This window comes from Bradyrhizobium sp. 138 (assembly GCF_023074075.1).
Classification (GTDB): Bacteria; Pseudomonadota; Alphaproteobacteria; order Rhizobiales; family Xanthobacteraceae; genus Bradyrhizobium.
Genome location: NZ_JADPKT010000007.1, coordinates 292922 through 314947, shown reverse-complemented (window position 1 = coordinate 314947; position 22026 = coordinate 292922). Strand labels below are relative to the sequence as shown.

Annotated in this window: 24 protein-coding genes; 17 read left to right on the top strand and 7 right to left on the bottom strand. The window is 63.9% G+C overall.

Translation table 11 applies throughout. The features are described from left to right. Nucleotides 1-5 precede the first annotated feature (5 nt). From IVA79_RS05930 to IVA79_RS05900, 7 genes are all read left to right on the top strand, one after another. Nucleotides 6-1013 (top strand): chemotaxis protein CheB, encoded by a 1008-nt coding sequence (locus IVA79_RS05930; RefSeq protein WP_247550909.1) that lies wholly within the window; start codon nt 6-8, stop codon nt 1011-1013. A gap of 10 nt (nt 1014-1023) precedes the next feature. Further along, nucleotides 1024-1296, top strand: a complete 273-nt coding sequence (locus tag IVA79_RS05925; RefSeq protein WP_247550907.1) for a hypothetical protein — start codon at nt 1024-1026, stop codon at nt 1294-1296. Beyond that, complete coding sequence (locus tag IVA79_RS05920; protein WP_247550905.1) at nt 1287-1490, top strand: hypothetical protein; 204 nt, start codon at nt 1287-1289, stop codon at nt 1488-1490. The genes IVA79_RS05925 and IVA79_RS05920 overlap by 10 nt, the downstream gene beginning before the upstream one ends. Nucleotides 1491-1589: 99 nt before the next feature. Next, nucleotides 1590-4757: a CheR family methyltransferase gene (locus IVA79_RS05915; protein WP_247550903.1), complete on the top strand. Its 3168-nt coding sequence runs from the start codon at nt 1590-1592 to the stop codon at nt 4755-4757. Continuing rightward, nucleotides 4757-5500: a Crp/Fnr family transcriptional regulator gene (locus IVA79_RS05910; RefSeq protein ID WP_247550902.1), complete on the top strand. Its 744-nt coding sequence runs from the start codon at nt 4757-4759 to the stop codon at nt 5498-5500. The genes IVA79_RS05915 and IVA79_RS05910 overlap by 1 nt, the downstream gene beginning before the upstream one ends. 549 nt (nt 5501-6049) lie before the next feature. Next, entirely contained in the window at nt 6050-6232 is a 183-nt protein-coding gene (locus tag IVA79_RS05905) for a hypothetical protein (protein WP_247550901.1), read from the top strand. A 131-nt stretch (nt 6233-6363) separates the two neighbouring features. Then, nucleotides 6364-6564 carry a hypothetical protein gene (locus IVA79_RS05900; protein WP_247550900.1) on the top strand — a complete coding sequence of 67 codons (201 nt, stop codon included), beginning with the start codon at nt 6364-6366 and terminating at the stop codon, nt 6562-6564. Nucleotides 6565-6585: 21 nt separating this feature from the next. Here the strand turns inward: IVA79_RS05900 and IVA79_RS05895 are convergent, their stop codons facing one another. Continuing rightward, on the bottom strand, nt 6586-6870 hold the full coding sequence (locus IVA79_RS05895) for a hypothetical protein (protein ID WP_247550899.1): 285 nt from the start codon (nt 6868-6870) through the stop codon (nt 6586-6588). A gap of 126 nt (nt 6871-6996) precedes the next feature. On the opposite strand from IVA79_RS05895, the gene IVA79_RS05890 reads away from it, so the two are divergent. The 5 genes from IVA79_RS05890 to IVA79_RS05870 all read left to right on the top strand — a co-directional run bounded on the left by IVA79_RS05890 (nt 6997) and on the right by IVA79_RS05870 (nt 10576). Further along, the gene (locus IVA79_RS05890; protein WP_247550898.1) at nt 6997-8073 is read left to right on the top strand and encodes a flavodoxin family protein; all 1077 of its coding nucleotides are present in this window, start codon (nt 6997-6999) and stop codon (nt 8071-8073) included. After that, nucleotides 8070-8966 (top strand): NAD(P)/FAD-dependent oxidoreductase, encoded by an 897-nt coding sequence (locus IVA79_RS05885; protein WP_247550897.1) that lies wholly within the window; start codon nt 8070-8072, stop codon nt 8964-8966. Before IVA79_RS05890 ends, IVA79_RS05885 begins: the two co-directional genes overlap by 4 nt. Nucleotides 8967-8992: 26 nt before the next feature. Continuing rightward, nucleotides 8993-9937: a cation diffusion facilitator family transporter gene (locus IVA79_RS05880; RefSeq protein ID WP_247550896.1), complete on the top strand. Its 945-nt coding sequence runs from the start codon at nt 8993-8995 to the stop codon at nt 9935-9937. Nucleotides 9938-10045: 108 nt separating this feature from the next. Continuing rightward, nucleotides 10046-10375 carry a four-helix bundle copper-binding protein gene (locus IVA79_RS05875; RefSeq protein WP_247550895.1) on the top strand — a complete coding sequence of 110 codons (330 nt, stop codon included), beginning with the start codon at nt 10046-10048 and terminating at the stop codon, nt 10373-10375. Nucleotides 10376-10387: 12 nt separating this feature from the next. After that, nucleotides 10388-10576: a hypothetical protein gene (locus IVA79_RS05870; protein WP_247550894.1), complete on the top strand. Its 189-nt coding sequence runs from the start codon at nt 10388-10390 to the stop codon at nt 10574-10576. A gap of 22 nt (nt 10577-10598) precedes the next feature. Here IVA79_RS05870 and IVA79_RS05865 read toward each other — a convergent pair whose 3' ends face one another. The 3 genes from IVA79_RS05865 to IVA79_RS05855 all read right to left on the bottom strand — a co-directional run bounded on the left by IVA79_RS05865 (nt 10599) and on the right by IVA79_RS05855 (nt 13476). Continuing rightward, entirely contained in the window at nt 10599-12278 is a 1680-nt protein-coding gene (locus IVA79_RS05865; protein WP_247550893.1) for a Rieske 2Fe-2S domain-containing protein, read from the bottom strand. Continuing rightward, a complete protein-coding gene (locus tag IVA79_RS05860) occupies nt 12275-12955 on the bottom strand; it encodes a class I SAM-dependent methyltransferase (RefSeq protein ID WP_247550892.1) in 681 nt (226 codons plus the stop codon). The genes IVA79_RS05865 and IVA79_RS05860 overlap by 4 nt, the downstream gene beginning before the upstream one ends. Before the next feature lie 263 nt (nt 12956-13218). Further along, complete coding sequence (locus IVA79_RS05855; protein ID WP_247550891.1) at nt 13219-13476, bottom strand: hypothetical protein; 258 nt, start codon at nt 13474-13476, stop codon at nt 13219-13221. A gap of 285 nt (nt 13477-13761) precedes the next feature. Between IVA79_RS05855 and IVA79_RS05850 the strand changes: the two genes are divergently transcribed. Beyond that, nucleotides 13762-14136 carry a hypothetical protein gene (locus tag IVA79_RS05850; RefSeq protein WP_247550890.1) on the top strand — a complete coding sequence of 125 codons (375 nt, stop codon included), beginning with the start codon at nt 13762-13764 and terminating at the stop codon, nt 14134-14136. A 3-nt stretch (nt 14137-14139) separates the two neighbouring features. Here the strand turns inward: IVA79_RS05850 and IVA79_RS05845 are convergent, their stop codons facing one another. Both IVA79_RS05845 and IVA79_RS05840 read right to left on the bottom strand, forming a co-directional pair. Beyond that, nucleotides 14140-15414, bottom strand: a complete 1275-nt coding sequence (locus IVA79_RS05845; RefSeq protein WP_247550889.1) for a polysaccharide deacetylase family protein — start codon at nt 15412-15414, stop codon at nt 14140-14142. Between the two features lie 161 nt (nt 15415-15575). Then, nucleotides 15576-16382, bottom strand: coding sequence for a polysaccharide deacetylase family protein (locus IVA79_RS05840; RefSeq protein WP_247550888.1), 807 nt, complete (start codon nt 16380-16382; stop codon nt 15576-15578). Nucleotides 16383-16464: 82 nt separating this feature from the next. On the opposite strand from IVA79_RS05840, the gene mgtE reads away from it, so the two are divergent. The 4 genes from mgtE to IVA79_RS05820 all read left to right on the top strand — a co-directional run bounded on the left by mgtE (nt 16465) and on the right by IVA79_RS05820 (nt 20318). After that, nucleotides 16465-17886 (top strand): magnesium transporter, encoded by a 1422-nt coding sequence (mgtE, locus tag IVA79_RS05835; RefSeq protein ID WP_247550887.1) that lies wholly within the window; start codon nt 16465-16467, stop codon nt 17884-17886. A gap of 231 nt (nt 17887-18117) precedes the next feature. Further along, the gene (locus IVA79_RS05830; protein ID WP_247550886.1) at nt 18118-18435 is read left to right on the top strand and encodes a helix-turn-helix domain-containing protein; all 318 of its coding nucleotides are present in this window, start codon (nt 18118-18120) and stop codon (nt 18433-18435) included. A 178-nt stretch (nt 18436-18613) separates the two neighbouring features. After that, a complete protein-coding gene (locus IVA79_RS05825) occupies nt 18614-19432 on the top strand; it encodes an aldo/keto reductase (protein WP_247550885.1) in 819 nt (272 codons plus the stop codon). 49 nt (nt 19433-19481) lie between these two features. Further along, on the top strand, nt 19482-20318 hold the full coding sequence (locus tag IVA79_RS05820; RefSeq protein WP_247550884.1) for a hypothetical protein: 837 nt from the start codon (nt 19482-19484) through the stop codon (nt 20316-20318). A 924-nt stretch (nt 20319-21242) separates the two neighbouring features. Here the strand turns inward: IVA79_RS05820 and IVA79_RS05815 are convergent. Beyond that, nucleotides 21243-21959, bottom strand: coding sequence for a DUF599 domain-containing protein (locus tag IVA79_RS05815; protein WP_247550883.1), 717 nt, complete (start codon nt 21957-21959; stop codon nt 21243-21245). Between the last annotated feature and the right edge of the window lie 67 nt (nt 21960-22026).

The following is a 22026-nucleotide window of genomic DNA, read 5'->3' as shown; positions in this document are numbered from 1 at the left end:
GTTCCATGGGCAACCGCGACATCATCGTGATCGGCGGCTCTGCCGGAGCCACCCAGCCCTTGAAGCAGATCCTGGGCCGTCTACCGGCGGACCTGCCGGCTGCCGTGTTCATCGTGCTGCACATTCCGGCGCAGGGCATCGGCATCCTCTCGACGGTCGCCAGCAGTGCCGGCCCGCTTCCGGTCCGACAGGCCGAAGACGGCATGAAGATCGAGCCCGGCCAAATCTACCTGGCCGCACCGGACCATCACCTGTTGCTCTCCGAGGATCACCTGGTCCTCGGGCGCGGTCCGCGCGAGAACATGGTGCGGCCGGCCATCGATGCCCTGTTTCGCTCGGCCGCCATCAACCACGGCCCTCGCGTGATCGGCGTGCTGCTCAGCGGCCTGTTGTCCGACGGTGCCGCCGGTCTCAACGCCATCAAGCGCTGCGGCGGGATGACAGTGGTTCAGGACCCCACGGACGCCATCGCCGATGAAATGCCAAGGAGTGCCCTGGAGGCGACCACGATCGACCTTTGCGTCGCCGGCGCCGGAATGGGCGACGTTCTGTCCGATCTGGCCAGGGAGGCTGCCGGCGCCACGCCGCCGATCCCGCCGGAGATCCGGCTCGAGGTCGAGATCGCGGCCGGCGATCGGATCGGCAGTGACAATCTCGCTGAGGTGGCTGATCCAGTTGCGCTGACCTGCCCGGCCTGTGGCGGCGTGCTGTCCGAGATGAAGGACGCGCGCCCGATGCGTTTTCGTTGCCAGGTCGGTCATGCCTTCACCGCCGACATCCTCGCCAAGGAGCAGGAGGGGCGGGTGGATGAAGCCTTGCGGGTGGCACTGCGCATCATCGAGGAGCGAGCCGAGCTGGTGCACCGCATGGCCACCGACGGCCGGCGCAGCGGCCGGCCCGCGGTTGCCCAGATGTACGAGAGCCGGGCCGCCGAATATCGCGAATATGCCGACATGATCCGGCGCGTCGTGCTAAAGTCGCTTGATCCTCCGGCTCGCAAGCGGGAGGGTTGAGGGCTTCGCCATGGCCATGTCCCCCGCCGAATGGACCGAGCAGCTCGCTTCCGAGCGTCGTCAGCTGAGCAAGGCTGACCGGGATATCGAGCAGGGGCTGCAGCGCATCAGCGACCAGGAGGATCGCATCCGTGAACTCAGCGCGGGCGGCCACGATTCGCGCCAGGCGAAACGGCTGGTCGATGTGCTGAGGCAAACCCTGACGGAATGGCAGCGCCACCGCGTCCTGATCGAGCAGCGCATTGCCTATCTTGAGCAGCAGGTCGATCTGGAGTGGCGCTAGGGTTCGGCAGGCTGCCTGAACTCTACACCGAGCTTGAACAGACAGTCGAGCTGGCGCTCGACGCTGCGGCGCAAACGATCGCTCTCACGGCGAACCCTTCCGATGCCGGCATCCCCGGGCTCCTGCCGCAAGCCACTATGGACCATGCCATCGAGAAATTGGCAACGCCGCCCGCCGTATGGAACGGAGAGTGACATTTCTGCCTTTCATCTGTTGGGATAACATCGATTTCTGCTATTTGCGGTGAGCGGGCGATCGCCGGTGACCGCCACCCAATGAGAGCTACCGAGACCATGCATGAATTCGACGACCAGCCCGTCGAAAGAGAGCGCCAGATCAAGTCCCCGCTGATCATCGGCGTCGGGGCTTCGCCCGCTGCTCTGGACAGCATCGCTCGCTTCTTTGCCAAGCTGACGGTTGGGACTGACCAGGCCATCGTGCTGGCGCTTCAACATCACGAGGCACTCGACGAGCCGCGGCTGCGCCAGATCGTGCAAACCTCCAATGGCGGCAAGATCCGCGAGATCGGCGACGGCCAGACCATCGAGGGCGGCACGATCTATTTGTGCCCGGCGGCAATGATCACGACCATCCAGGGGGGCCATTTCGCGGTCCGCCAGGCAGAGCAGGCGCCCGGCGAGCGGGCCACGATCGACAGCTTCCTGGTGTCGCTGGCGGAGGAACGCGCCGAGCAATCGATTGGCGTGATCCTGTCGGGTACCGGCGGGGACGGCACGCTGGGCAGCGCGACGCTCAAGGAACATGGCGGTCTCGCCCTCGCCGAAAGGGTCGGGAGCGAGGAGACGGCTCATCTGACTGATGCCAACACGCCGGCGGCGATCGCCGATTACGTGCTGGCGCCCGAAGACATTCCCGAGCACATCCGGGTCTATGCCCGTCATCTCAGGCGGTTGGACGAGAAACAGGGGTTCGACGAGATCCTGGCCGCGGCCGCGACCTCGCTGTCGCGCATTGCCGACATCCTGCGCAGCAAGACCGGCAACGATTTCCACGGCTACAAGCAGAACACGTTTCTCCGCCGCGTGCAGCGCCGGATGCAGGTGGTCCAGATCGACGAGATTTCGGCCTATGTCGATTTCTTGCGGAACGACAAGGAGGAGGCGCAGCACCTCTTCAACGATCTCTTGATCGGCGTCACCGAGTTCTTCCGCGACAAGCGCGAATTCGAGGTGCTGGAGACGCAGATCATTCCAAAGATCTTCGAGGGCAAGGGCGCGGGCCAGCAGGTGCGCGTCTGGGTGCTCGGCTGTGCCACCGGCGAGGAGGCCTATTCGATCGGCATCCTCCTGCGCGAGCACATGGCGCGGATGGATTCGGCGCCGCAGGTCCAGATCTTCGCGACCGACATCGACGGACGGGCGCTGGCGACCGCGCGTGTCGGCCGCTACCGCACCAGTATCGAGGCCGACATGACCAGCGAGCGCCTTTCACGCTGGTTCGTGCGCGAGGGCGACACTTATTGCGTGGTCAAGGAGCTGCGCGAAATGTGCATCTTCTCGCAGCACAACGTGATCAAGGACGCACCGTTCTCCAAGCTCGATCTCGTCTCCTGCCGCAACCTGCTGATCTATCTCAACGCCGAATTGCAGAACCGGGTGATCCCGCTATTCCATTTCGCGCTGTTGCCGGATCGCTTCCTCTTCCTCGGTAATTCCGAGAATGTGACACGGCATCCGAAGCTGTTCGTGCCGGTCGACCGCCGTGCCCGCATCTTCAGGAAGCTCGAGACCGGAACGCGGCTGCCGCCGGAATTTCCGATCACGTCCGCTGTGGGCAGGGCATCCGTCGAAACGCCGCCGCTCCGCTCGTTCGGGCCGGACGTCGGGCTGGAGCGTCGTGCGCAGCGGATCGCGGAGCGTTATGCCCCGGCCTATGTCATTACCGACGGCAACTTCCAGGTCCTGCACTTTTCCGGGCGCACCGGTCGTTACATCGAGCCGACGGCGGGCGCAGCCACCCTCGACCTGCTTCAGCTCGTGCACCGCGATCTCCGTCTGGAGCTGCGGACCGTGCTGAGCCGCGCGGCGGAAACCAACGAGCCCGCCCGTGCCGAGCAGGTGCAGCTCGGCGTGAACGGTCACGGCATGCTGGTCGATGTCACCGTGGAGCCGATCCAGGATGGGCCCGGCGGGAATCGCAATTTCCTTGTCCTGTTCAAAGACGGCCCGGCCCGCGGCGTCGATGCCGATCAAGGCGGTCCGAATGGGTTGGTGCGCACCGAGCATGTCGAACGTCTCGAAAGCGACCTGCGGGCGACGCGGGAGCGTCTCCAGGCCACCATCGAGGAGCTGGAGAGCACCAATGAGGAGCTCAAGTCCTCGAACGAGGAATACCAGTCGCTCAATGAAGAGCTGCAGTCCGCAAACGAGGAGCTCGAAACCTCGCGTGAGGAATTGCAGTCGGTCAACGAGGAATTGACCACCGTCAACGGCGAGCTGGCGCACCGCGTCCAGGAATTGACCCGCGCCACCAGCGACCTCAAGAATTTCCTCGAGAGCACGCAGATCGCGACCGTGTTCCTCGACAACGACCTGCGGGTGATGAACTTCACGCCGGCGATCACCCAGGTCCTGCATCTGGTGGAAACCGACGCGGGTCGCCCGATCGCGCACATCAAGGCGCGCATCCCGATCGAGGAGCTCTACGACGACATTCGCCGCGTGCTGCGGACGCTTGCAAGCGCCGAGCGCGAGCTGAGATCGCCCGACAGCGGTACGCGTTACATCGTGCGCATCCTGCCCTATCGCAGCATCGACAATTTCATCGCCGGCGTCGTCATCACCTTCATCGACGTCACCGCCATCGCCCGTGCCGAGGAGCGCCAGCGCCTGCTGCTGGCCGAGCTCCAGCACCGCGTCCGCAACACGCTCGGCGTGGTACGCTCGATCGCCCGCCGCTCGGCGGAAACGAGCTCGACGGTGGACGAATACGCCTCCCATCTCGATGGCCGGCTGAGTGCCTTCGCTCGCACCCAGGCGCTGGTGACGCGGGATCCAGAAGGCGGTGTCGACCTCGAATATCTCGTGATCGAGGAATTGCTCTCCTATAAGGCCCGCGAAGGCGAGCAGATGCGGGTCTCGGGGCCGATGGTGCGCTTCCAGCCCAAGGCCGCGGAAACCTTCGCGCTCGCCATCCACGAGCTCGCGACCAATGCGCTCAAATACGGCGCCCTGAGCCAGCCGAGCGGGCGCATCGAAGTCACCTGGCGCATCGATGAGCGCACGGAGCCGGCAGAGCTGGTGTTCGAGTGGCAGGAGCGCGGCGGGCCGCCCGCGGCGCCGCGGCCGCGAAAAGGATTTGGTACCGAGCTTCTCGAGCGTACCCTGGCGTTCGAGTTCAAGGGGCAGACCACGATGGCATTCAACCCTCTCGGGCTGCAATGCACGATTACCATTCCTCTGACCAAGCGCGCGTTTCACACACCGGCGGTGGCTGATTGATGCCGTTGTCGAAGCCAGATCGCAGCCTGGTGGAGCCGGTCATTCGCCGGCTGAACCTGCTGAGGCCGTTGTCTGCCGAAGCCCGCACGTCGCTCGAATACGCGATGCTCGAGGGGATCCAGCGCGCGGGAGCGGGCGAGGACCTGGTCGCGGACGGCGATCCGGTCGACAGCGTCCGCCTCGTGCTGTCGGGCTGGCTCTGCCGCTACAAGACCCTCGAGGACGGCCGTCGCCAGATCGTCAATTTTCTGTTTCCGGGCGAGAGCTGCGATGCGCACGCGTTCCTGCTCTCGGTGATGGACCATTCCATCGCGACGCTGACGCCGGTGGTCTACGCCGAGATCAAGCGCGCGCGTTTCGAGAGCCTGCTGGCCGGCGACCGCTCGCTCGCCGAAGCGTTCTGGTGCGAGACGCTGGTCAGCAGCGCGATCCAGCGCGAATGGGCCATCAATCTCGGCCGGCGTGTCGCGGTGGAGCGCGTGGCGCACCTATTCTGCGAGATCTTCGAGCGGCTTCGTCCCGTCGGCATGGTCGAGGGGAATTCGTGCATGATGCCGGTGACGCAGATGGATCTGGCGGACGCCACGGGACTTTCCGTCGTTCACCTCAATCGGACTCTTCAGGAGCTACGCGCGTCGGGCTTGATCACTCTGCGCGAGCGGATGCTGACCATCCCAGATCTCGATGCGCTCAAGAACGCGGCCTTGTACTCGCCGAGCTATCTGCAGATCTATCGAGGCTGAAGCGACGCCATGAAGCCTTGCTTCGCGCGGAGCGCTTCGTCGGTGACACGCGGTCGGGCAGGAGCTGCCTCTCGTGATCATCGCGGTTTGTGACGCGGCTCTGCTTGTGCATCATCACCTTGTTCGCTTGGAAAAGGCTCGTGAGTCTGTCGGCCGAGGAACGTATCCGGCTGTGGAAGCCTCAATAAATCCAAGGAGTCGCGGATGGTCTTGCGAACCTGCTCCACGTGCTTCTCGTCCGACTGCAATGGGTAGTGAGTTCGCTTCGCCATCGAGCGGCTCCCGGAACATGCAGGCGGGAGCGCCATCGGTCTCTCAGCCACCAGCGCCTACGGGCGGAGCCTCAGCCGGTGATGAGTGACTATACACCCATTGCGGCATTTCGGCTAAGCAAATCGGGGGGATCTGCCGGTCAATTCCCGTTCCAAGAACGGCTCGAAAGGGCTGTGAATTCTTGATCAGGGTCAGTCGGCGAAGCTTTTTGGCGATTTGCTCGACGGAAGTAACTTATGCAAGCGCGCGCTCGTGAGCTTTGTTGCATGATGGCGGATGCCTGACGCCCTGTTTGCCCGCGCCACACGCGCTATCGACGAGAGCCGCTCCCTCCGGGAACAGCACAGAGAAGATGTGGGCCGCTACGGCGAAACCGTGAACGATTTGCGATTGGCCATCATGGACAGCGCCATGCTTCGTTCGGAGATCAAGGCGCGCCGGGACAACAAGGAACCGTAGATCCGGTCTTTTCACGGACGCAAAGCAACCGTTCAACCTTCGGAACGTTGATGTCTGCCATATGTGCGGCCAGGCACCCACAACGTCGGAACGCAACGGCGCGCGTGACCTCATGCATCGGAGAATGCCTGATGACGATGCGACATCGGTTCAAGCAAAGAGATCCACTGGAAGCGCGGCTCGCCGCGGAGGCGGAGCGGCTGCGCGAAGAAGCCGAGTTGATTCCGCCCGGCGCAACGCGCGACGAGATGTTGCGCAAGGCGCGTCAGGCGGAAACCGGCGCTCAGATGAGCGAGTGGCTGCGGTCACCGGGCCTGCAGCCACCGGATTAGCGTGAGCTGAACGCGGCGGTGCTAGCGCCGCTTCGCCGTTTTGCGGCGCCGGTTGTACGGCGAGCGGTTGACGGGCCGCAGCGAAATCCCCTCGCGTTGCGCTTTGCTGCGAATGGCCGCGACCGGACGCTGCAGCTTGACGCTCATGACGCCGGTCGGCGTGTTGCCCTTCGCAAGCTGCTTCAGCTTGCTCACGTCTGCGGGCGTCCACGGTTGCCGCGTGCGGCGCTTGTATGCGGGATTGGCCTTGCGCGGTCCCTTGCGGCCGATCGGTGAGCCCGTGCGCTTCCATGCTGCTTTTGCCATGCTGGTTCTCCTTCAAGTCCTTCAAGAACATACGAATCAGCATTTCGGTTCCGCCGCAGTCACAGGGGTGAGGAACCGCGTGCAGCGCCCCGGGTTGGTCGGATACCGAATTCGCCCGGAGCCAGCATGACGGACGCCGAAATTCGCAAGGGGATGCCGCCCGTCAAGCTGGCGCGCGAAGAGTTCGAGCGGCGTTACAAGAGCCAGTTCGTCGATCACGCCTTTGCGCCGCTGCAACGCGAGCTCGATGCCATCACCTCTGCGGCCTGGGATGCCTACAGCCATTCGCGCAAGGCGCCGTTGACGCGCAAGGCGGGGGCGGGCTTCTCCGATCCCGACTACGACATCGCCATCGACTGGCTGGATGCGCGCGCAAAAATCCTGGAAGCGCAGCGGCGGCACGACGATGCGGAGGAGACGCCGCGCATCCTCGTCATCAACGGCTCGGCCCGCAGCGAGCACACCTGTCCCGGCGAGATGTCCAAGACCTGGCGCCTGGTCAAGCTGGCCGAGCCTGTCTTCACGGAGATGGGGTTTGCCGTCGACATCCTCGATCTGTCGCGCCTCGCCTCCGAATTCGGCAAGACCATTCATCCCTGCAAGTCCTGTGTCGCAACCGCGATGCCGCTCTGCCACTGGCCATGCAGCTGCTATCCGAACCATTCGCTGGGGCAGACCCACGACTGGATGAACGAGATCTATCCGCTGTGGGTCGCCGCTCACGGCATCCTGATCGTGACACCGGTGAACTGGTATCACGTGCCTTCAGGCCTCAAGGCGATGATGGACCGCATGGTCTGCGCCGACGGCGGCAATCCCGATCCGACCTCGACGCATGGCAAGAAGGCTGATGAAGCCAAGGCGATGGAGCTGAAAGGCTGGCCCTATCCGCGCCATCTCGCCGGCCGCCATTTCGGCGTCGTCGTTCACGGCGATGCCGTCGGTGCCGAGGGCGTACGTCGCGCCTTGTCGGACTGGCTGACCGACATGCAGCTGATCTCGGCGGGCCGCTACGCCGAGCTCGACGGTTATGTCGGTTACATGACGCCCTATGCCACCTCGCATCGCGATCTCGACGAGGACGCCGAATTCCAGCAGGAGGTGCAGAACGCAGCGCGCGCGCTCGGCAATGCCGTCCGGCTGGCGCGGAGCGGCCGCCTTGAGGAGCCCGGGGCCGGTCTTCGAGATCCGAACCCCAAATGACCGCGCGGTTTGATTGCCTGATCGTCGGCGGCGGCCCCGCCGGACTGATGGCCGCGATCTATCTGGCGCGTTTCCGCCGCAACGTCTGTGTCGTGGACAAGGGCGCGAGCCGGGCCGCGCTGATCCCACGCAGCCACAACGTTCCCGGCTTCGTCCACGGGCTGTCGGGGGCGGATCTGATTGCCCGCATGTCGGCGCAGCTGGACGAGCTCGCCGTCGCGCGCGTCGAGGCCGAGGTCACCGCGTTGCGGCGGCATGATCATGGCTTTGAGGCGAGTTCGAACGGCGATGCGCATGCGGCCGTCACCGTCATTCTCGCCAGCGGCATCGTCGACACCCATCCGCCGTTCCGGGAATGGCGCGCGGCCGTCGCCGATGGACTGTTGCGCTACTGTCCCGTCTGCGACGCCTTCGAGGCGTCCGGCCAGCGTATCGGAATCATCGGCCCGCTTCGCCGGGCCGCCGGCAAGGCGCTGTTCCTGCGCGGTTACTCGCGCGACGTGACGCTGCTCGCCATCGGTGAGGATGACGAACCGGGCGCGACATCGGAACTGACCGGGGCCGGCGTCGAGGTCGTGTTCGCGCCCGACCCGCGTCTGCGGCGGAGGGGCGGGGGCGTCGAGGCCGTCTTCGCCGACGGGCGGACGCTGCAATTCGACACGATCTATCCGGCGATGGGCGCGGAGGTGCGTTCGCAGCTCGCGATGGCGCTGGGGGCCGAGCATGTCGGGGAAGGCTATCTGAAAGTCGACGACCACCAGCGCACCTCGGTCAGCGGACTCTACGGGATCGGCGACGTCGTCACTGACCTGCACCAGATCTCGGTCGCGTTCGGCCACGCCGCGGTTGCCGCGTGCGCAATCCACCACAGCCTGCCGCGGCGTTTCGCGTGAGCAGCGGGATATCGGACAATGCAAACATGGCCGCAGGATCATCCACGAAGACTTCGGTCTATGCGGCGCTGCTCGGCAATGTCCTCGTCGCCGTCACCAAGATCGGCGCCGCCGCGTGGACGGGAAGCTCGGCGATGACGAGCGAAGCCGTGCATTCGCTCGTGGACACCACCAACGAGATCCTGCTGCTCTACGGTTATCGGCGCGCAAGCCGTCCGCCCGACGAATCCCATCCGCTCGGCTATGGCCGCGAGCTGTATTTCTGGAGCTTCATCGTTGCACTGCTCATCTTCGCGCTGGGTGCTGGTATCTCGCTGTATCAGGGCATTCTGCACGTCGCTGCCCCCGAGCCGATGGAAGATCCGATAGTCAGCTTCGTGGTGCTCGCCTTGTCATTCCTGTTTGAAGGCGGCTCCTGGCTGGTCGCCCTGCGGCACTTCCGCTCCGACGCCCGGCGCTTCGGATATTATCAGGCCTTCGTTCGCAGCAAGGATCCTCCCGCCTTCATGGTGCTGCTCGAAGACAGCGCGGCGCTGGTCGGCATCGCGATTGCCGCTGCGGCCACTGCGGCCGCCGTATGGCTGGCCGAGCCGGTCTGGGACGGGATCGGCTCGATCCTGATCGGCATATTGCTGGCGATCACCTCCATCGGCCTTGCACGCGAGAGCAAGAGCCTGCTGATCGGCGAGCCTGCCGATCCGGAGCTGGCGCGGTCCGTCCTCGACATCGCAAGGCACTCGCCCGGCGTGCTAAGGGCCAACGGCCTTCTTACGGTGCAACTGTCGCCGGCTGAAATCGTGGCAGCCCTGAGCGTCGAGTTTGCGGATGACATGCGCGCAGACGATATCGAGCAATGTGTCATTGCGATCGAGACCGAGACCCGCAAGCGGCATCCGAGCGTGGCGGCGCTGTTCATCAAGCCGCAGACCGACGCCCGCTACCGCGCGGTGCGCGGCAGGCGTTTCGGCTAGCGGGGCATCGCGGGGTTCCCCGGATGTCACAATCGACCAGACCGGGGAACGAAGGGCGTTGTCTCGCCTTGGTTAAGCGGGGCAGGTGGGGCGCCACAGGAGATAGACATGGCTCAATCAGAAGACATGACCCGCTGCATCGCGCTCTGCATGAGCTGCTACCAGATCTGCCTCGGCACCGCGATGAATCACTGCCTCGAGACCGGCGGCAAGCACGTCGAGCCAAAACACTTCCGCCTGATGATGGCCTGCGCCGAGATGTGCCGGACGGCGGCGCATTTCATGCTGATCAACACGCCGCATCACCGGCATACCTGCGGCGAATGCGCCGAGATCTGCACCGAATGCGCCGAAGATTGCGCACGGGTCGGCGGCATGGACGAATGCGTCGCCATGTGCCGCTCCTGCGCACAATCCTGCCGCGCGATGGCAGCCTGAAGGACGAAGCCCATGCTGGAAGAGAAACTCAAGGAGGCCATCATCGGCGAGTTGCAGCGGCAAGCCGCCAACCGGCCGCAAGCGCTGAAGGTTCAAGGCGCGGACGATGCGAAGGGCTCGGAGGAGCTGGTCGTCAATGGCAGGATCGACCTGGGCGCGCTGGCGATGGTGATTGCGGGATCAGTCGCCGGCGGGCCTTAAGCTCGATCGGTCAGGCCGCCTGTCAGAATACGACCTCACTGATGCGGTTGCAGCTGCCGCCGCAGTCCGATATCGCGCGGCGCGCTCTCTGCTTGATGTGCACATTGGTGAAGTGATACCAAAAATCGGAATCGTAGACGTTGGGCACGCGATCAAATCGCGCCTGGAATCCAATGAGCAGGTCTTCCCAGGGAAGAAGATTACGAATTGTCTCGACAAAGGCAGGGGTTCTGATCCGAGCATAAGTCACCCTGGCGCCAGTCTCGTTGTGGATTTCTTTTAGCTGGGGTTGGTCGCTGAGCTGAACCGACGGAGGCGTTGAGCGAAAGTCCACGCGATAGATCTCTTGCGGGACAAAATCTTCATCCGCCAGGCCGATATAACCGATCAGATTGTCTGTGAAACCCGAGCTCATAAAGTAAGACGCGACTTCTTCGAAGCTTATATCGCCAAACGTCTTCCATGCCTGAGCGTAGTAGTTCCGGTCAGGCTGGCCGACCTCTCTAGTTTCAGATTGATACGACTTAACGAGCTTGTCGCCGAAAAATACATACATGTCTTCGACGGTGGGGTCGGCCAAGACCGTGTTTGAATCTCTGCATACGGACAAATAGTCGGAGGGCTGATTCTTCAAGTTGTTGGTCGCGACCATTTCGTCTCTGATTGGATCCTCGGCGAAATATCCGGCATACGGCATGTAGACGCCGGGCTTCGAGACTTCGATGTATTTTTTGACGCCCGCGATCATCGCATTCCTGTTGCGCGCGAGCACGCGGCGTTTCTCGTCGTCCTCCAGATTTGTGAAGCAGAGTGGAAATCCCGATGCCCCTCCCGAAAAAGATGACGCCAGGAATGTAACCGGAGAGGGGAGCATGTTAAAATTCAAGGAATTGCAATCGACAGTCAGCAATCCCGAGAATGCGCCAACGGTAAAATACAGGCCACTGTCATCGCGGAAGTCTCCGCTCTTCAGAACAGTAAAACGAAGGCCTGAAATGGGGTCATGATAGGCGGATCCAAAATCCGCCGCCAAGACGTTGGCGAAACCCAAATCCCTCACGTAAGATTCGGCGGACCCGGTTGCAAAGCCTGCCGTCAGGACCGGCATGTCTTTCCTGACTTGCGAAAGCGTCTCCGGATGGAGATGATCAGGATGGTTGTGGCTGATGAATATAAAATCGCATTGATTGATGATGTCGAGCGCGTCGTTCGGTGATTTGTATTTGAGCCACCAGCCATTGCAGAAAGCTGGACCAAGCAACCAAGGGTCCGTGGCGAAGGATAGGCCGTCGAAAGAGACCACGACGCAGGCGTGATTGATAAATCGGATCGAAACCGACTGATCTCCGACGTTATCGAGAAGCGGGGTAAGTACGTCAATATGAGCCTGATATCCTGCGTCCGTTTTGACAACAGTCAGGGGCGTTTTGCGAACCGCCACATTGGTATACGCGCCACTCTCGGCGTCAAACTTCCAGCCATGCAGCGGGCACGACGCAATATTCGTCCCGGGTTGAGATACCAGTTTTCCGCCGTTGTGATCGCACCGGCGGTCATACGCAGTCACGGCAGTGCCGTTCCTGACGACCATGATGTCTTCAAATAAGGTTAGCCCTTGTTTGGTGTCCGAGGGGATGGCGAAGCTTCGCCTCGTCCTCTTCGTTTGAAGCGGATCGGCTACGAGGCGGTCAAAAAAGCTCATTTCTCAAACACACATTCCCAGCGGGCGGAGATGACGTTGCCACGGTCGTCGATCACCTGATGAAGGCGCCGCGAGCGGAGCTTGAAAGCCGCGAATACGCTGTCAATATTGTCCTTGTTGTAGAAAAGCTGGACTGTTCCGTTTTCGTGGACCTCATCGATCAGAAATTCGCCCTTGGCCAGTTCCTGCCCGGATCTGGCGCTGGTATCTGAAATCAGGTCCACGTAGAACAATCCGCCGGGTTTGAGTGTGCGATAAACCTCCGCCGCGCTGGACGCGGCGTCGAGACGGGTCATGCTATCGAATGTTGCAGCGGAGATGGCGTAGTCGACAGAGGCGTCTGCAAGTGGAACCCGTCCGCCGTCGCTCTCATGGATCTCGAAATCGGACAATCCCGACCGGCTCATCAAGGCGCGCGCCTGCTTGCACGCTTCGCTGCTCAGCTCGACCCCGATGGGGTGGTAACCGTTCTCGCACAGGAACCGAAGATGCCGGCCAGCTCCGCTTCCCAAGTCCAGAACGACTGGCGGTGAAGCAAACTCGCGATCGAAGCGATCAAAGCCTATGCGCCTGCGGATATTCCTATTTACGAAAGCGACGACTCCCTCGCTCGGATAGAACAGGGTGTTTTCGAGTCGAACGTAGCTCGCGTTCCAAGCATCGACAAAATGGCTCATTGCCGTTCCTTTTTTGGTCACCTACCACAATCGAGCGCGAGCTGGAAGCTATCACTCATGGCGCAGCCAGAGCGTGTGCCAGCGGCGTTGGGGGCTGCCTTACCCCGGAGCTTGTGACGGCGAGGACCTCGTGATGTCGGTCACTTGCTTCGTCCGGGTTAGGGATACGACGGCCAGAAGATGAGGGGGTGCTCAAACGCCCTTGAGCGCATCAGCTCGAATGTCCTGATCCGATGGGAGCCCGCGCCGCACCAATGCAGCCGTCAGCCATATTCCTCGCCGATGCCGTATTCCCGGTAGATCTCCAGCGGGTCGAGGTCGGGAAACAGGCGGCATTTGGCCTGGGCGAGGTGCAGGCTCACCGCCGCCGGCTCCTTGCCGTTCGCCAGCATCTTGCGGATGTCGTCCATATGCGCGGTCGGCTGATGCTTCGGTTCGAGCTGCTCCAGCGCGACCAGGGCGGTCGCGAGGGCCTCGGTCAGAACCCACTCGTCGTGGCCGGTGATTCCCTTCTTCGGCATCGGCAGATCCCAGATGTGGCGGCAGGGTCAGTCTATCGCGACTTCCGCCAAATCGCCATTGAGCCGTTGCGGATGCACTGCGGGCCAGGGCGATGGCCGTCCTGCGGCTTGCATTATGGCCGCGTGTGGCTAAAAGGCGGCGACTTGCGGACGATCGTATCTTTGTCGAAACAATCTTGGCGTAGACGGGCCGCTACCGCATCCAGGCTGGCCGTTCCGGCCTGGGTCCCCCGATCCCGAATTTCGCAACACCATTGAGTTGCGCCCCTCAAGGTTCGAGCCAGCATGGTTTTTCTCAGTTTCGTCTATCGCTTCGTGACCAACTTCGCATTCATGGCGATGGTCTATTTCAGCCTGAACTTCATGGAGAAATACCAGAACCGGGCGATCATCGCGATCCTGGTGCTGGTCTATACCGGCATGCGCGCGGCCTCGACGCTGCGCGCGTTCTATTTCTTCCAGAAGATCGAGAAGCTGGAGGCCGAGACGCGGCGCCTGCAGGGGCCGATCAATGACGGCTCCGGGGGAACGAACGCGCGCAAGCAGGTCGTCGCCGACGTCGCCCGTCTCAGGCGCGACGGCGAGCTCAAGTCCTATATGGACCTGTTCTTCCTGGCGCTGATCGTGCTGCTCTGCGTCGCCGCCATCATGCGGCAGTAGACCTCACGCGCGTTTCTTCGCACTGGTGGCGAGGCGGGTCGGGCGGGGCGCCGTCGTCTTGGCCTGCGCCGCATGCTTCGGCGCGGCCTGCGCCGCATGTGCGGTGTGCCGAGCCTGGGGCTTGGCTGCCTTGCCCCTTGCAGTCTTGCCCTTGGCCGCGTGCGGCGTCTCGGCCGCCATCGCCAGCCGCGTCGCCGCACGCCGCGACAATGTCGTCGACAGCAGCACCTCGACCGAGCCTTCCGGGATCGCAAACAGAGCGCGGCCGGGTACGGGCAGGGTGGCTGCGACATCGGCCTGCGCCATGGTCCGGCGCGGCAGCAGCGGCTGATGCTCGGTCTGCGCATTGAGGTCGGCGAGCGAGGGCGCCGGAAGCGTTTTGGTCTGCGTGAACACGAAACCCGGAACGGCCGGCCAGCGCGCGATCGGCGTGGTCTCGGTCGGCGGATGCAGCAGCCATTCCACCGGATTGGTCGGCGTCGCCGGCCGGTCGGCGGTCGCCGGCACCACATGCACGATGCGATAGCCGCGCGCCTTGAGGTCGCGGATGATCTTCGGCAGCGCCGCGACGGTGCGGGCCTGGATGTCGTGCAGCAGCAGGATGCCCTTGCCCTTGGCCTCCAGCCGCTGGATCGCGAGCTGATAGACGCGGTCGGACGACACATGGCGCCAGTCGTCGGCCGGGAAGTCGGCGCTCCACACCTGGATGCCGCGCGCGATCAGATGGTGCTCGACGCCTTCGGCGCGCATCAGGCCGGGAATTCGGAAGAACGGGGCGAGCTTCGACGGATCAGTCATCGCGGCCGAGGTCCACTCGATGCCGCCATTGATCTCCGCCTCGAATTTCTCGACCGGCATCCGGTCGAACGTCAGCGGATGGTCCATGCTGTGGGTACCGACGGTGTGGCCGGCGGCGACCAGCTTGCGCACGCCTTCGGGGTTGGCCTTGGCCTGGCTGCCGATGATGAAGAAGGTCGCCTTGATGCACTCGTCGTCGAGGATTTTGAGAACCTGGTTGGAATATTTCGGCAGCGGACCGTCGTCGAAGGTGAGGACGACTTCATGATCCCTAAGCGGCAGCGTCTCGCGATACTGCATGGTGCCGATCAGCGGATGCTCGCGCGGGTCGACCACCAGGGTGCGGGAGGTGCCGAGCGCATCGGGGTGGCCCGGACAGTCGGCCGCGAGCGCTGCCGGCGAAGCGGTGGTCAGCAATCCCAACATCAAGCCAAGGGCGGTCCACGATCGCGTCCGCGAAACAACGCTACTTCCGATCATGAATCCGGCCTGCCCTCATCTGCGATTGCCGCCTTAGTAGGTCGGAGCCGCCCCAAAATGGTTCAGGTGCAATACCCCCCGCAACTTTGCACGGGGTAGCATGAACAGAGTGTTAATTGGGCCGGGATCACCCCATTTTGCGCCGGCGTGACATTCCGGCATCAACGCGCGTCGGCGTTCCTCTGTGATGTGCCCGCCGGTACGATGTGGACCACCCGATAGCTGTTCTCCCTCAGATACCGCAGAAACGCCGGCATCATTGCGGCCGTGCGCGCCTTGTTGTCGTGAAAGAGGATGATGCCCTTGCCGCTCGCGGCGAGGCGCTCGGTGACGAGCTTCAATTGCTGCTCCGGCGTCATTTCCTCCCAGTCGCTGGCCCATAGATCGGCCCCGAACACAACGATGCGGCGCGACTGGAGCAGGTCGAGTTGCGCTTGTGTCGACTCGAAATAGGGGAAGCGGAAGAACGGCGTCGAGGGTGTCGTCGTCGAGGTTCCGTGCAGCGCCATTTCGTCTGCGGCAATGCCCCGGTCGATGTCGGCCGTGGCCTTCTCGAACGGAATACGCCCCATGAACGGATGCGAGAAGGAGTGATGGCCGACGGTGTGGCCCTCGCGGGCGATGCGCTTGACCATATCGGGATGCTCGGAGGCGTGCTGGCCGATCAGGAAAAAGGTCGCGCGTACGCATTCCTGCGCCAGCGCCGCCAGCACCTTCGACGTCGTCGGCGGGTTCGGCCCGTCGTCGAAGGTCAGCACGACCTCGCGATCGGCCAGTGCAAGCGTCTGCGGAAAACTCTTCAAGCCCACGCGCGGCGTGGTCCTGGCATCGACGCTCAGCACGCGCGAGGTGCCGAGCGCGTCCTTGCGCGGGCACTCGGCGGCTTGGATCGAGGCGATGCCGGCGAAGGTGCCGAGGGCCGCGCCCAGCGACACCGAAGTCCCCCTCAGTCGCAGCATCTTTGTCATTGCGCTCCCGATTGCCTTGTGGGTATTGCCTGACCGTCAGCTCAGACCACCTGATCCAACTTGTCAAACGGCGAGGCGCGCCATGGATGAACATATGGACGTTGCCCCACCCGCCGCGGATTCGGTACTCGACCACGTGCCGATGCGCAATGAAGACGGCGATATCAGGCACGAATTCGTCGAGGAGATCGCCCGCGCGATCGAGGCCGGCGACAGCGCTTCGCTCCGTGCCTGTGTCGCCGAGCTGCACGAGGCCGATCTCGGCGATCTCATTGGCGCCCTGGAGCCCGACGACCGCGTCCGCCTGGTCGAGCTGACTGGGCGCGACTTCGACTTCTCCGCGCTGAACGAGGTCGACGAGGCGGTCCGCGAGGAGATCCTGGACGAGCTGCCGCCGGAGACGGTCGCCGAAGGCGTCCGCGAGCTCGAATCCGACGATGCGGTCGAGCTGCTGGAGACCCTCGACCAGGCCGAGCAGGAGGAGATTCTCGAGAAGCTGCCGCTCAAGGAGCGCGTCGCGCTCGAACGCAGCCTGCTTTATCCGGAGAATTCCGCGGGACGCCGGATGCAGACCGAGTTCATTGCGGTGCCCCAGGATTTCACCGTGGGCCAGGCGATCGACTACATGCGCGAGACGCCGGATCTGCCCGATCGGTTCTACGAGATCTACGTCGTCGACAAGGACCAGCACTGGCAGGGCGCGGTGCCGCTCGACGTGCTGCTGCGCGCGCGCCGGCCGATCGCGCTGACCGAGCTCACCGACGAAGACCGCCGCCGCGTCTCCGTCCTGGAGGACCAGGAAGAGGTCGCGCGCATGTTCGGCAAGTACAATCTCGTCGCAGCCCCCGTGCTCGACACCCAGGATCGCCTGGTCGGCGTCATCACCGTCGACGACGTCGTCGACGTCATCGAGGAGGAGGCGGACGAGGACCTCAAGGCGCTCGGCGGCGTCACCAGCGACGAAGAGCTGTCGGACACCTTCCTGACCATCGCGCGCGGCCGCTTCAACTGGCTCCTGGTCAATCTCGCCACCGCCTTCCTGGCGTCCTCCGTGCTCGGCCTGTTCGAGGGCCAGCTCGAAAAGATGGTTGCGCTCGCCGTGCTGGCGCCGATCGTGGCGAGCCAGGGCGGCAATGCCGCAACCCAGACCATGACGGTCGCGGTGCGGGCGCTGGCGACGCGTGAGCTTGGCTCCTCCAACGCCTGGCGCGTCGTGATGCGCGAGGCGCTGGTCGGTCTGATCAACGGACTCGCCTTTGCCGTGATCACGGGCATCGCAGCGGTGGCCTGGTTCAAGATTCCGGGCCTTGGCATCGTCATCGGGCTTGCGATGGTCTGCAACCTCATCGCTGGCGCGCTCGGCGGCATCCTGATCCCGATGGCGCTCGAACGTGTCAGGGCCGATCCGGCGGTGGCCTCCGGCACCTTCGTCACCACCGTGACCGACGTCGTTGGCTTCTTCTCCTTTCTCGGCATCGCGACACTGTGGTTCGGGTTGAGGTAGCCGGCACTCTTCACTCTCGTGTCCCGGGCGCGCAGCAACGCCCTTAGCGTTGCTGCGCAGAACCGGGACCCAGCAGGCAGCATACGCCGCGGCGAGTGGGCCCCGGCTCAGCAGCGCACCGCACCGGACGATGCTTCGCATCGCCGGGAGCACTGCGCAGCGTCCGGGGCGCGAGACCATCTTTAATCCGAACTTAAGCGACCTGCCGCATCATCGCCGCGGTTGGGGGGAATGGGCATGCGTGTGCGGTTGAAGGCGGACGGACGGATCGTCGAGGTGCGGGAAGGGCAGGAGTTTCCAATCCAGCCGTCTCCGGTCCAGCCTGCGGCCAATGCCGCGCCGGCCGAGGCGGGCTCGCTCGCGGTGCGCGATTTGCGCCGCCGCGCCTGCCTGACCCAGATGGAGTTCGCCGCCAAGCTCGGCGTTCCCGTCGAGACCATCCGCAACTGGGAGCAGGGCAAGCGTGCTCCGCGGGGACCGGCCCGCGCGCTGCTCGCGGTGATCGCGCACGCGCCGGAGACGGTGTTCCAGGCGCTCGCCAAAGCCTGACGCCAAAAGCCTGACGTCAAGAGCCTGCCGCCAAGGGCCAAGCCTTGATGCGAACCTCCCGTTAGCCTTGCGCCAAATACCCCGACTGGACCGCCGCGGCTTCCGTTGGCAGCGTCATGGGCCGGGTCCATAATGAGCCTGATGAGTCTGGGACTGCCGCATCGGAACAGGAGTCCTCATGCTGTTCGTCGAGGCCAATGGCGCAAGAATCCCGGCGATCGGGCTCGGGACCTGGGAGCTGAGCGGACGGCCTGCCGCGCGGTTGGTCGAGCAGGCGCTGCGGCTCGGCTATCGGCACATCGATACCGCGCAGGCCTACGACAATGAGCGCGAAGTCGGCGACGGCTTGCGCGCCTCGGGCGTGCGCCGCGACGACGTCTTCCTCACCACCAAGGTCTGGACCAACCATTTCGCGCCTCATGATCTCGAGCGCTCGGTCAAGGAGAGCCTGGCGCGCTTGCGGCTTCCTAACGTCGACCTGTTGCTGCTGCACTGGCCTAATCCGCACGTGCCGTTGGCAGAGACGCTCGGCGCGTTGTCGCATGCCAAGCGCATGGGCCTGACCCGCCACATTGGCGTCTCCAATTTCACGGTGGCGCTGATCGAGCAGGCGGTGGCGCTATCGGGCGAGCCGCTGGTCTGCAACCAGGTCGAATACCACCCCTATCTCGACCAGGCGAAGGTGAGGGCGGCCTGCGATCAGCACGGCCTTGCACTTGTCGCCTACAGTCCGATCGCCAAGGGGCGCATCAAGACCGACCAGACGCTGGTCGAGATCGGGCGCACGCATCGCAAGAGCCCGGCGCAGATCTGCCTGCGCTGGCTGGTGCAACAGAATGTCGCTGCGATCCCGCGCACCTCGCGCATCGAGCGGCTGTCCGAGAACATCGAGGTCTTCGATTTCGTGCTGTCGCAGGGCGAGATGAGCCGGATCGCCGCGCTCGCCAACCCCAAGGGCCGCCTGACCGATTTCGGCTTCGCCCCGAAATGGGATTGAGGGGAGACCGCGGTATGCTAACAGCAGGGCGGCAATCCAAGATCGGGCGATGGAACTGCGGACAATCATACGGACGGACGTTGCAGCGTCGGCGATCGCGCATCTGACGCTGGTGGGTCTGATCATCCTGATCAGCGAAGTCCATCCGTTCCACGCCGCGGCGCCCGAGACTGTGACGGTGGACATCGTCACGCCGGAGCAGGTGAAGCAGGAGCAAGAGAAGGCTGAGGAGAAAGCCCAGGAGGAGGCAAAGGAGAAGCCGCCGGAGCCGAAGCTCGATCTGAAATTGCCGAAGCTGGATTCCACCGACAAGGACAAGACGGAGACTGCGCCGAAGCCTGCGGCCAAACAGCAGCCTTCGCCCGAGCCGCAACAGCCGCCGCAGCAGGCGCAGTCCCAACCGCCACCGCAGGCGATGCTGCAGCCACAGGCCGCGCCGCCGCCGGCCTATCAGTCTCCGCAGCCTGACGTCACCGTCAAATACGGCGTCATGCTCGGCCTGCCGCCCGAATTGCCGCCGGCGCTGCCGAAAGACGCCCCCAAGGACGATGGCGGCGACGCCAAGGATTCGATCGCAGCCAAGCTTCCGGCAGAAATCATCGCCGCGCTTCGCAGCCACTTGCGGAGCTGTGCGAAACTGCCGGCGGGGCTCAGCCCGACCGACAACGTTCACATCAAGCTGCGCTCGGTGTTCGCCACCGACGGCACGCTGGCGCGCGAGCCGATCCTGCTCGAAGCCCCGCCATCCACAAAAGGGGTGGCCCTGGTGAAGTCCGCAATGAGCGCGCTTCAGAACTGCCAGCCCTACAAGATGCTGCCCGCCGATCTGTACGAGGAGTGGAAGGTGCTCGACCTGCCGTTCAGCCTGCGGGATTTCGGCGGGTAGCTCTTGGAGCCCACTCTTGTAGCCCGGGTGAGCGCAGCGATACCCGGGGCCGCTCGCGCGGCATATTGCACTGTCCCGGATGTCGCTCCGCTCATCCGGGCTACGCGACCGTGCCTGTGTCGCGCCTCTGTCAACCCATCATCGCAAAAATATTCCACTTTACCGAAATTCGGTTTTATCGTATGTGTCGCCCATCCCGGCTCACCAAGAGGGGCGATCTCGAGGTCGTCTTGATCGCGAGCCGGGCTTGCGGTGGACGCGGCAGCGTCGGCACGAGAGGCGCGGGCAGGGCGGGTAGTCCCTGTGAGCCCGAGGCTTCGTGCAGACGAGCGGCGCTGCTAGGTTCGTCTCGCCTGTAAGTTTCCAGCTTCGTCGACAGGGCTGGAAAGACTGCGGGCGACATGGCGGGCCGCGCGTACGGCAAAACCGTGTGGTCCTGACCGTCGTTGCCACGGTCAAGTCTCAGCGAAGATGCGAGCGAGCCCAACCGGGCAGACTGCATCATCCAATTCGCGAGGCGAGGGAGGCCAGAAGGAAAGTTCGGCTCCCGGGAGATCACGGCATAAGCCGTCCGACCATCGCGCAGGGAAGGCCGAGTGATCGGCACCACCTGTATGCTGCTGTGCGGTTCTTCCTGCGTGTGCATTTCGCGCAGCGGACCGCGGGTGCTTGTCGGCACCCGGCCTTCCCTGCGCCCTCTTGGATTTGAGGGTGGAGCGACGAAGCAAAGCTCGGGCGAAATCCGCCGCGAGGCTGCGAAGGCGTGTCTGTGAGTCAAACTGCGTGTCACAAGCTCGATATCGTAGGGTGGGCAAAGCGCAGCGTGCCCACGCCTTGTTGCTCATGGAGGGAGATCGTGGGCACGGCGCTTTGCGCCTTTGCCCACTCTACGGCACCGCGCCGCGTCGCAGAGTAGAGCTGTCCTCAATGACCGCGCTTCCCCATCTCCTCGCCATCCACCACCTCCGGCGCCATCGCTGCCCAGGCGCTCGATGCGAACTGCCGTCGCCAGGTCACCACCACCACGGCGGCCGTGGTGACGAACAGCAGCCAGGGGCTGACGAACCAGCCGAGATAGCCGAGCGCGAAGAAGAAGGCGCGTTGGCCGCGGTTGAAGTGGCGGCCGGCGGATTCGAACAGGCGCGAGGTGCGGATGACATGGGCTTCGGCCGCTGGCGTGTCGCGCTGGTCCGCCGGCGGCATGCCGCCGAACAGGATCGCGACGTAATTGAACAGCCGGTAAGCCCAGGCGAACTTGAAAAAGGCGTAGACGCAGATCAGCACGAGGCCGACGCATTTCAGCTCCCACATGGCCGGCGAGGTGCTGAGGTCGATCGGCAGCTTGCTGAGAATCGTGATGGCGTCGTTGGTGGCGTGCAGCAGCGCCAGCGCGCCGCCGAGCGCGATCAGGCTGGTGGAGGCGAAGAAGGCGGTGCCGTTCTGCAGCGAGGTCATGATCTGCATGTCGACCATGCGGGTGTCGCGGTCGAGCAGGCGGCGGACCCAGACCTCGCGATAGCGGTTCATGCGTGCCGACAGGCTGTCGCGGCCATAGGCCGAATGCTCCAGCGTCAGCGCATAGACCAGCCATTCGATGATGAAGAAGCCGACGGCGGTGACGTCGACCCAGTGCCTGCTCATGTCTATCTCCTCGGAAGTCGCCACGATTGCCACGCATGGCAGCATGCGGCAACGATTGATTGGCGGC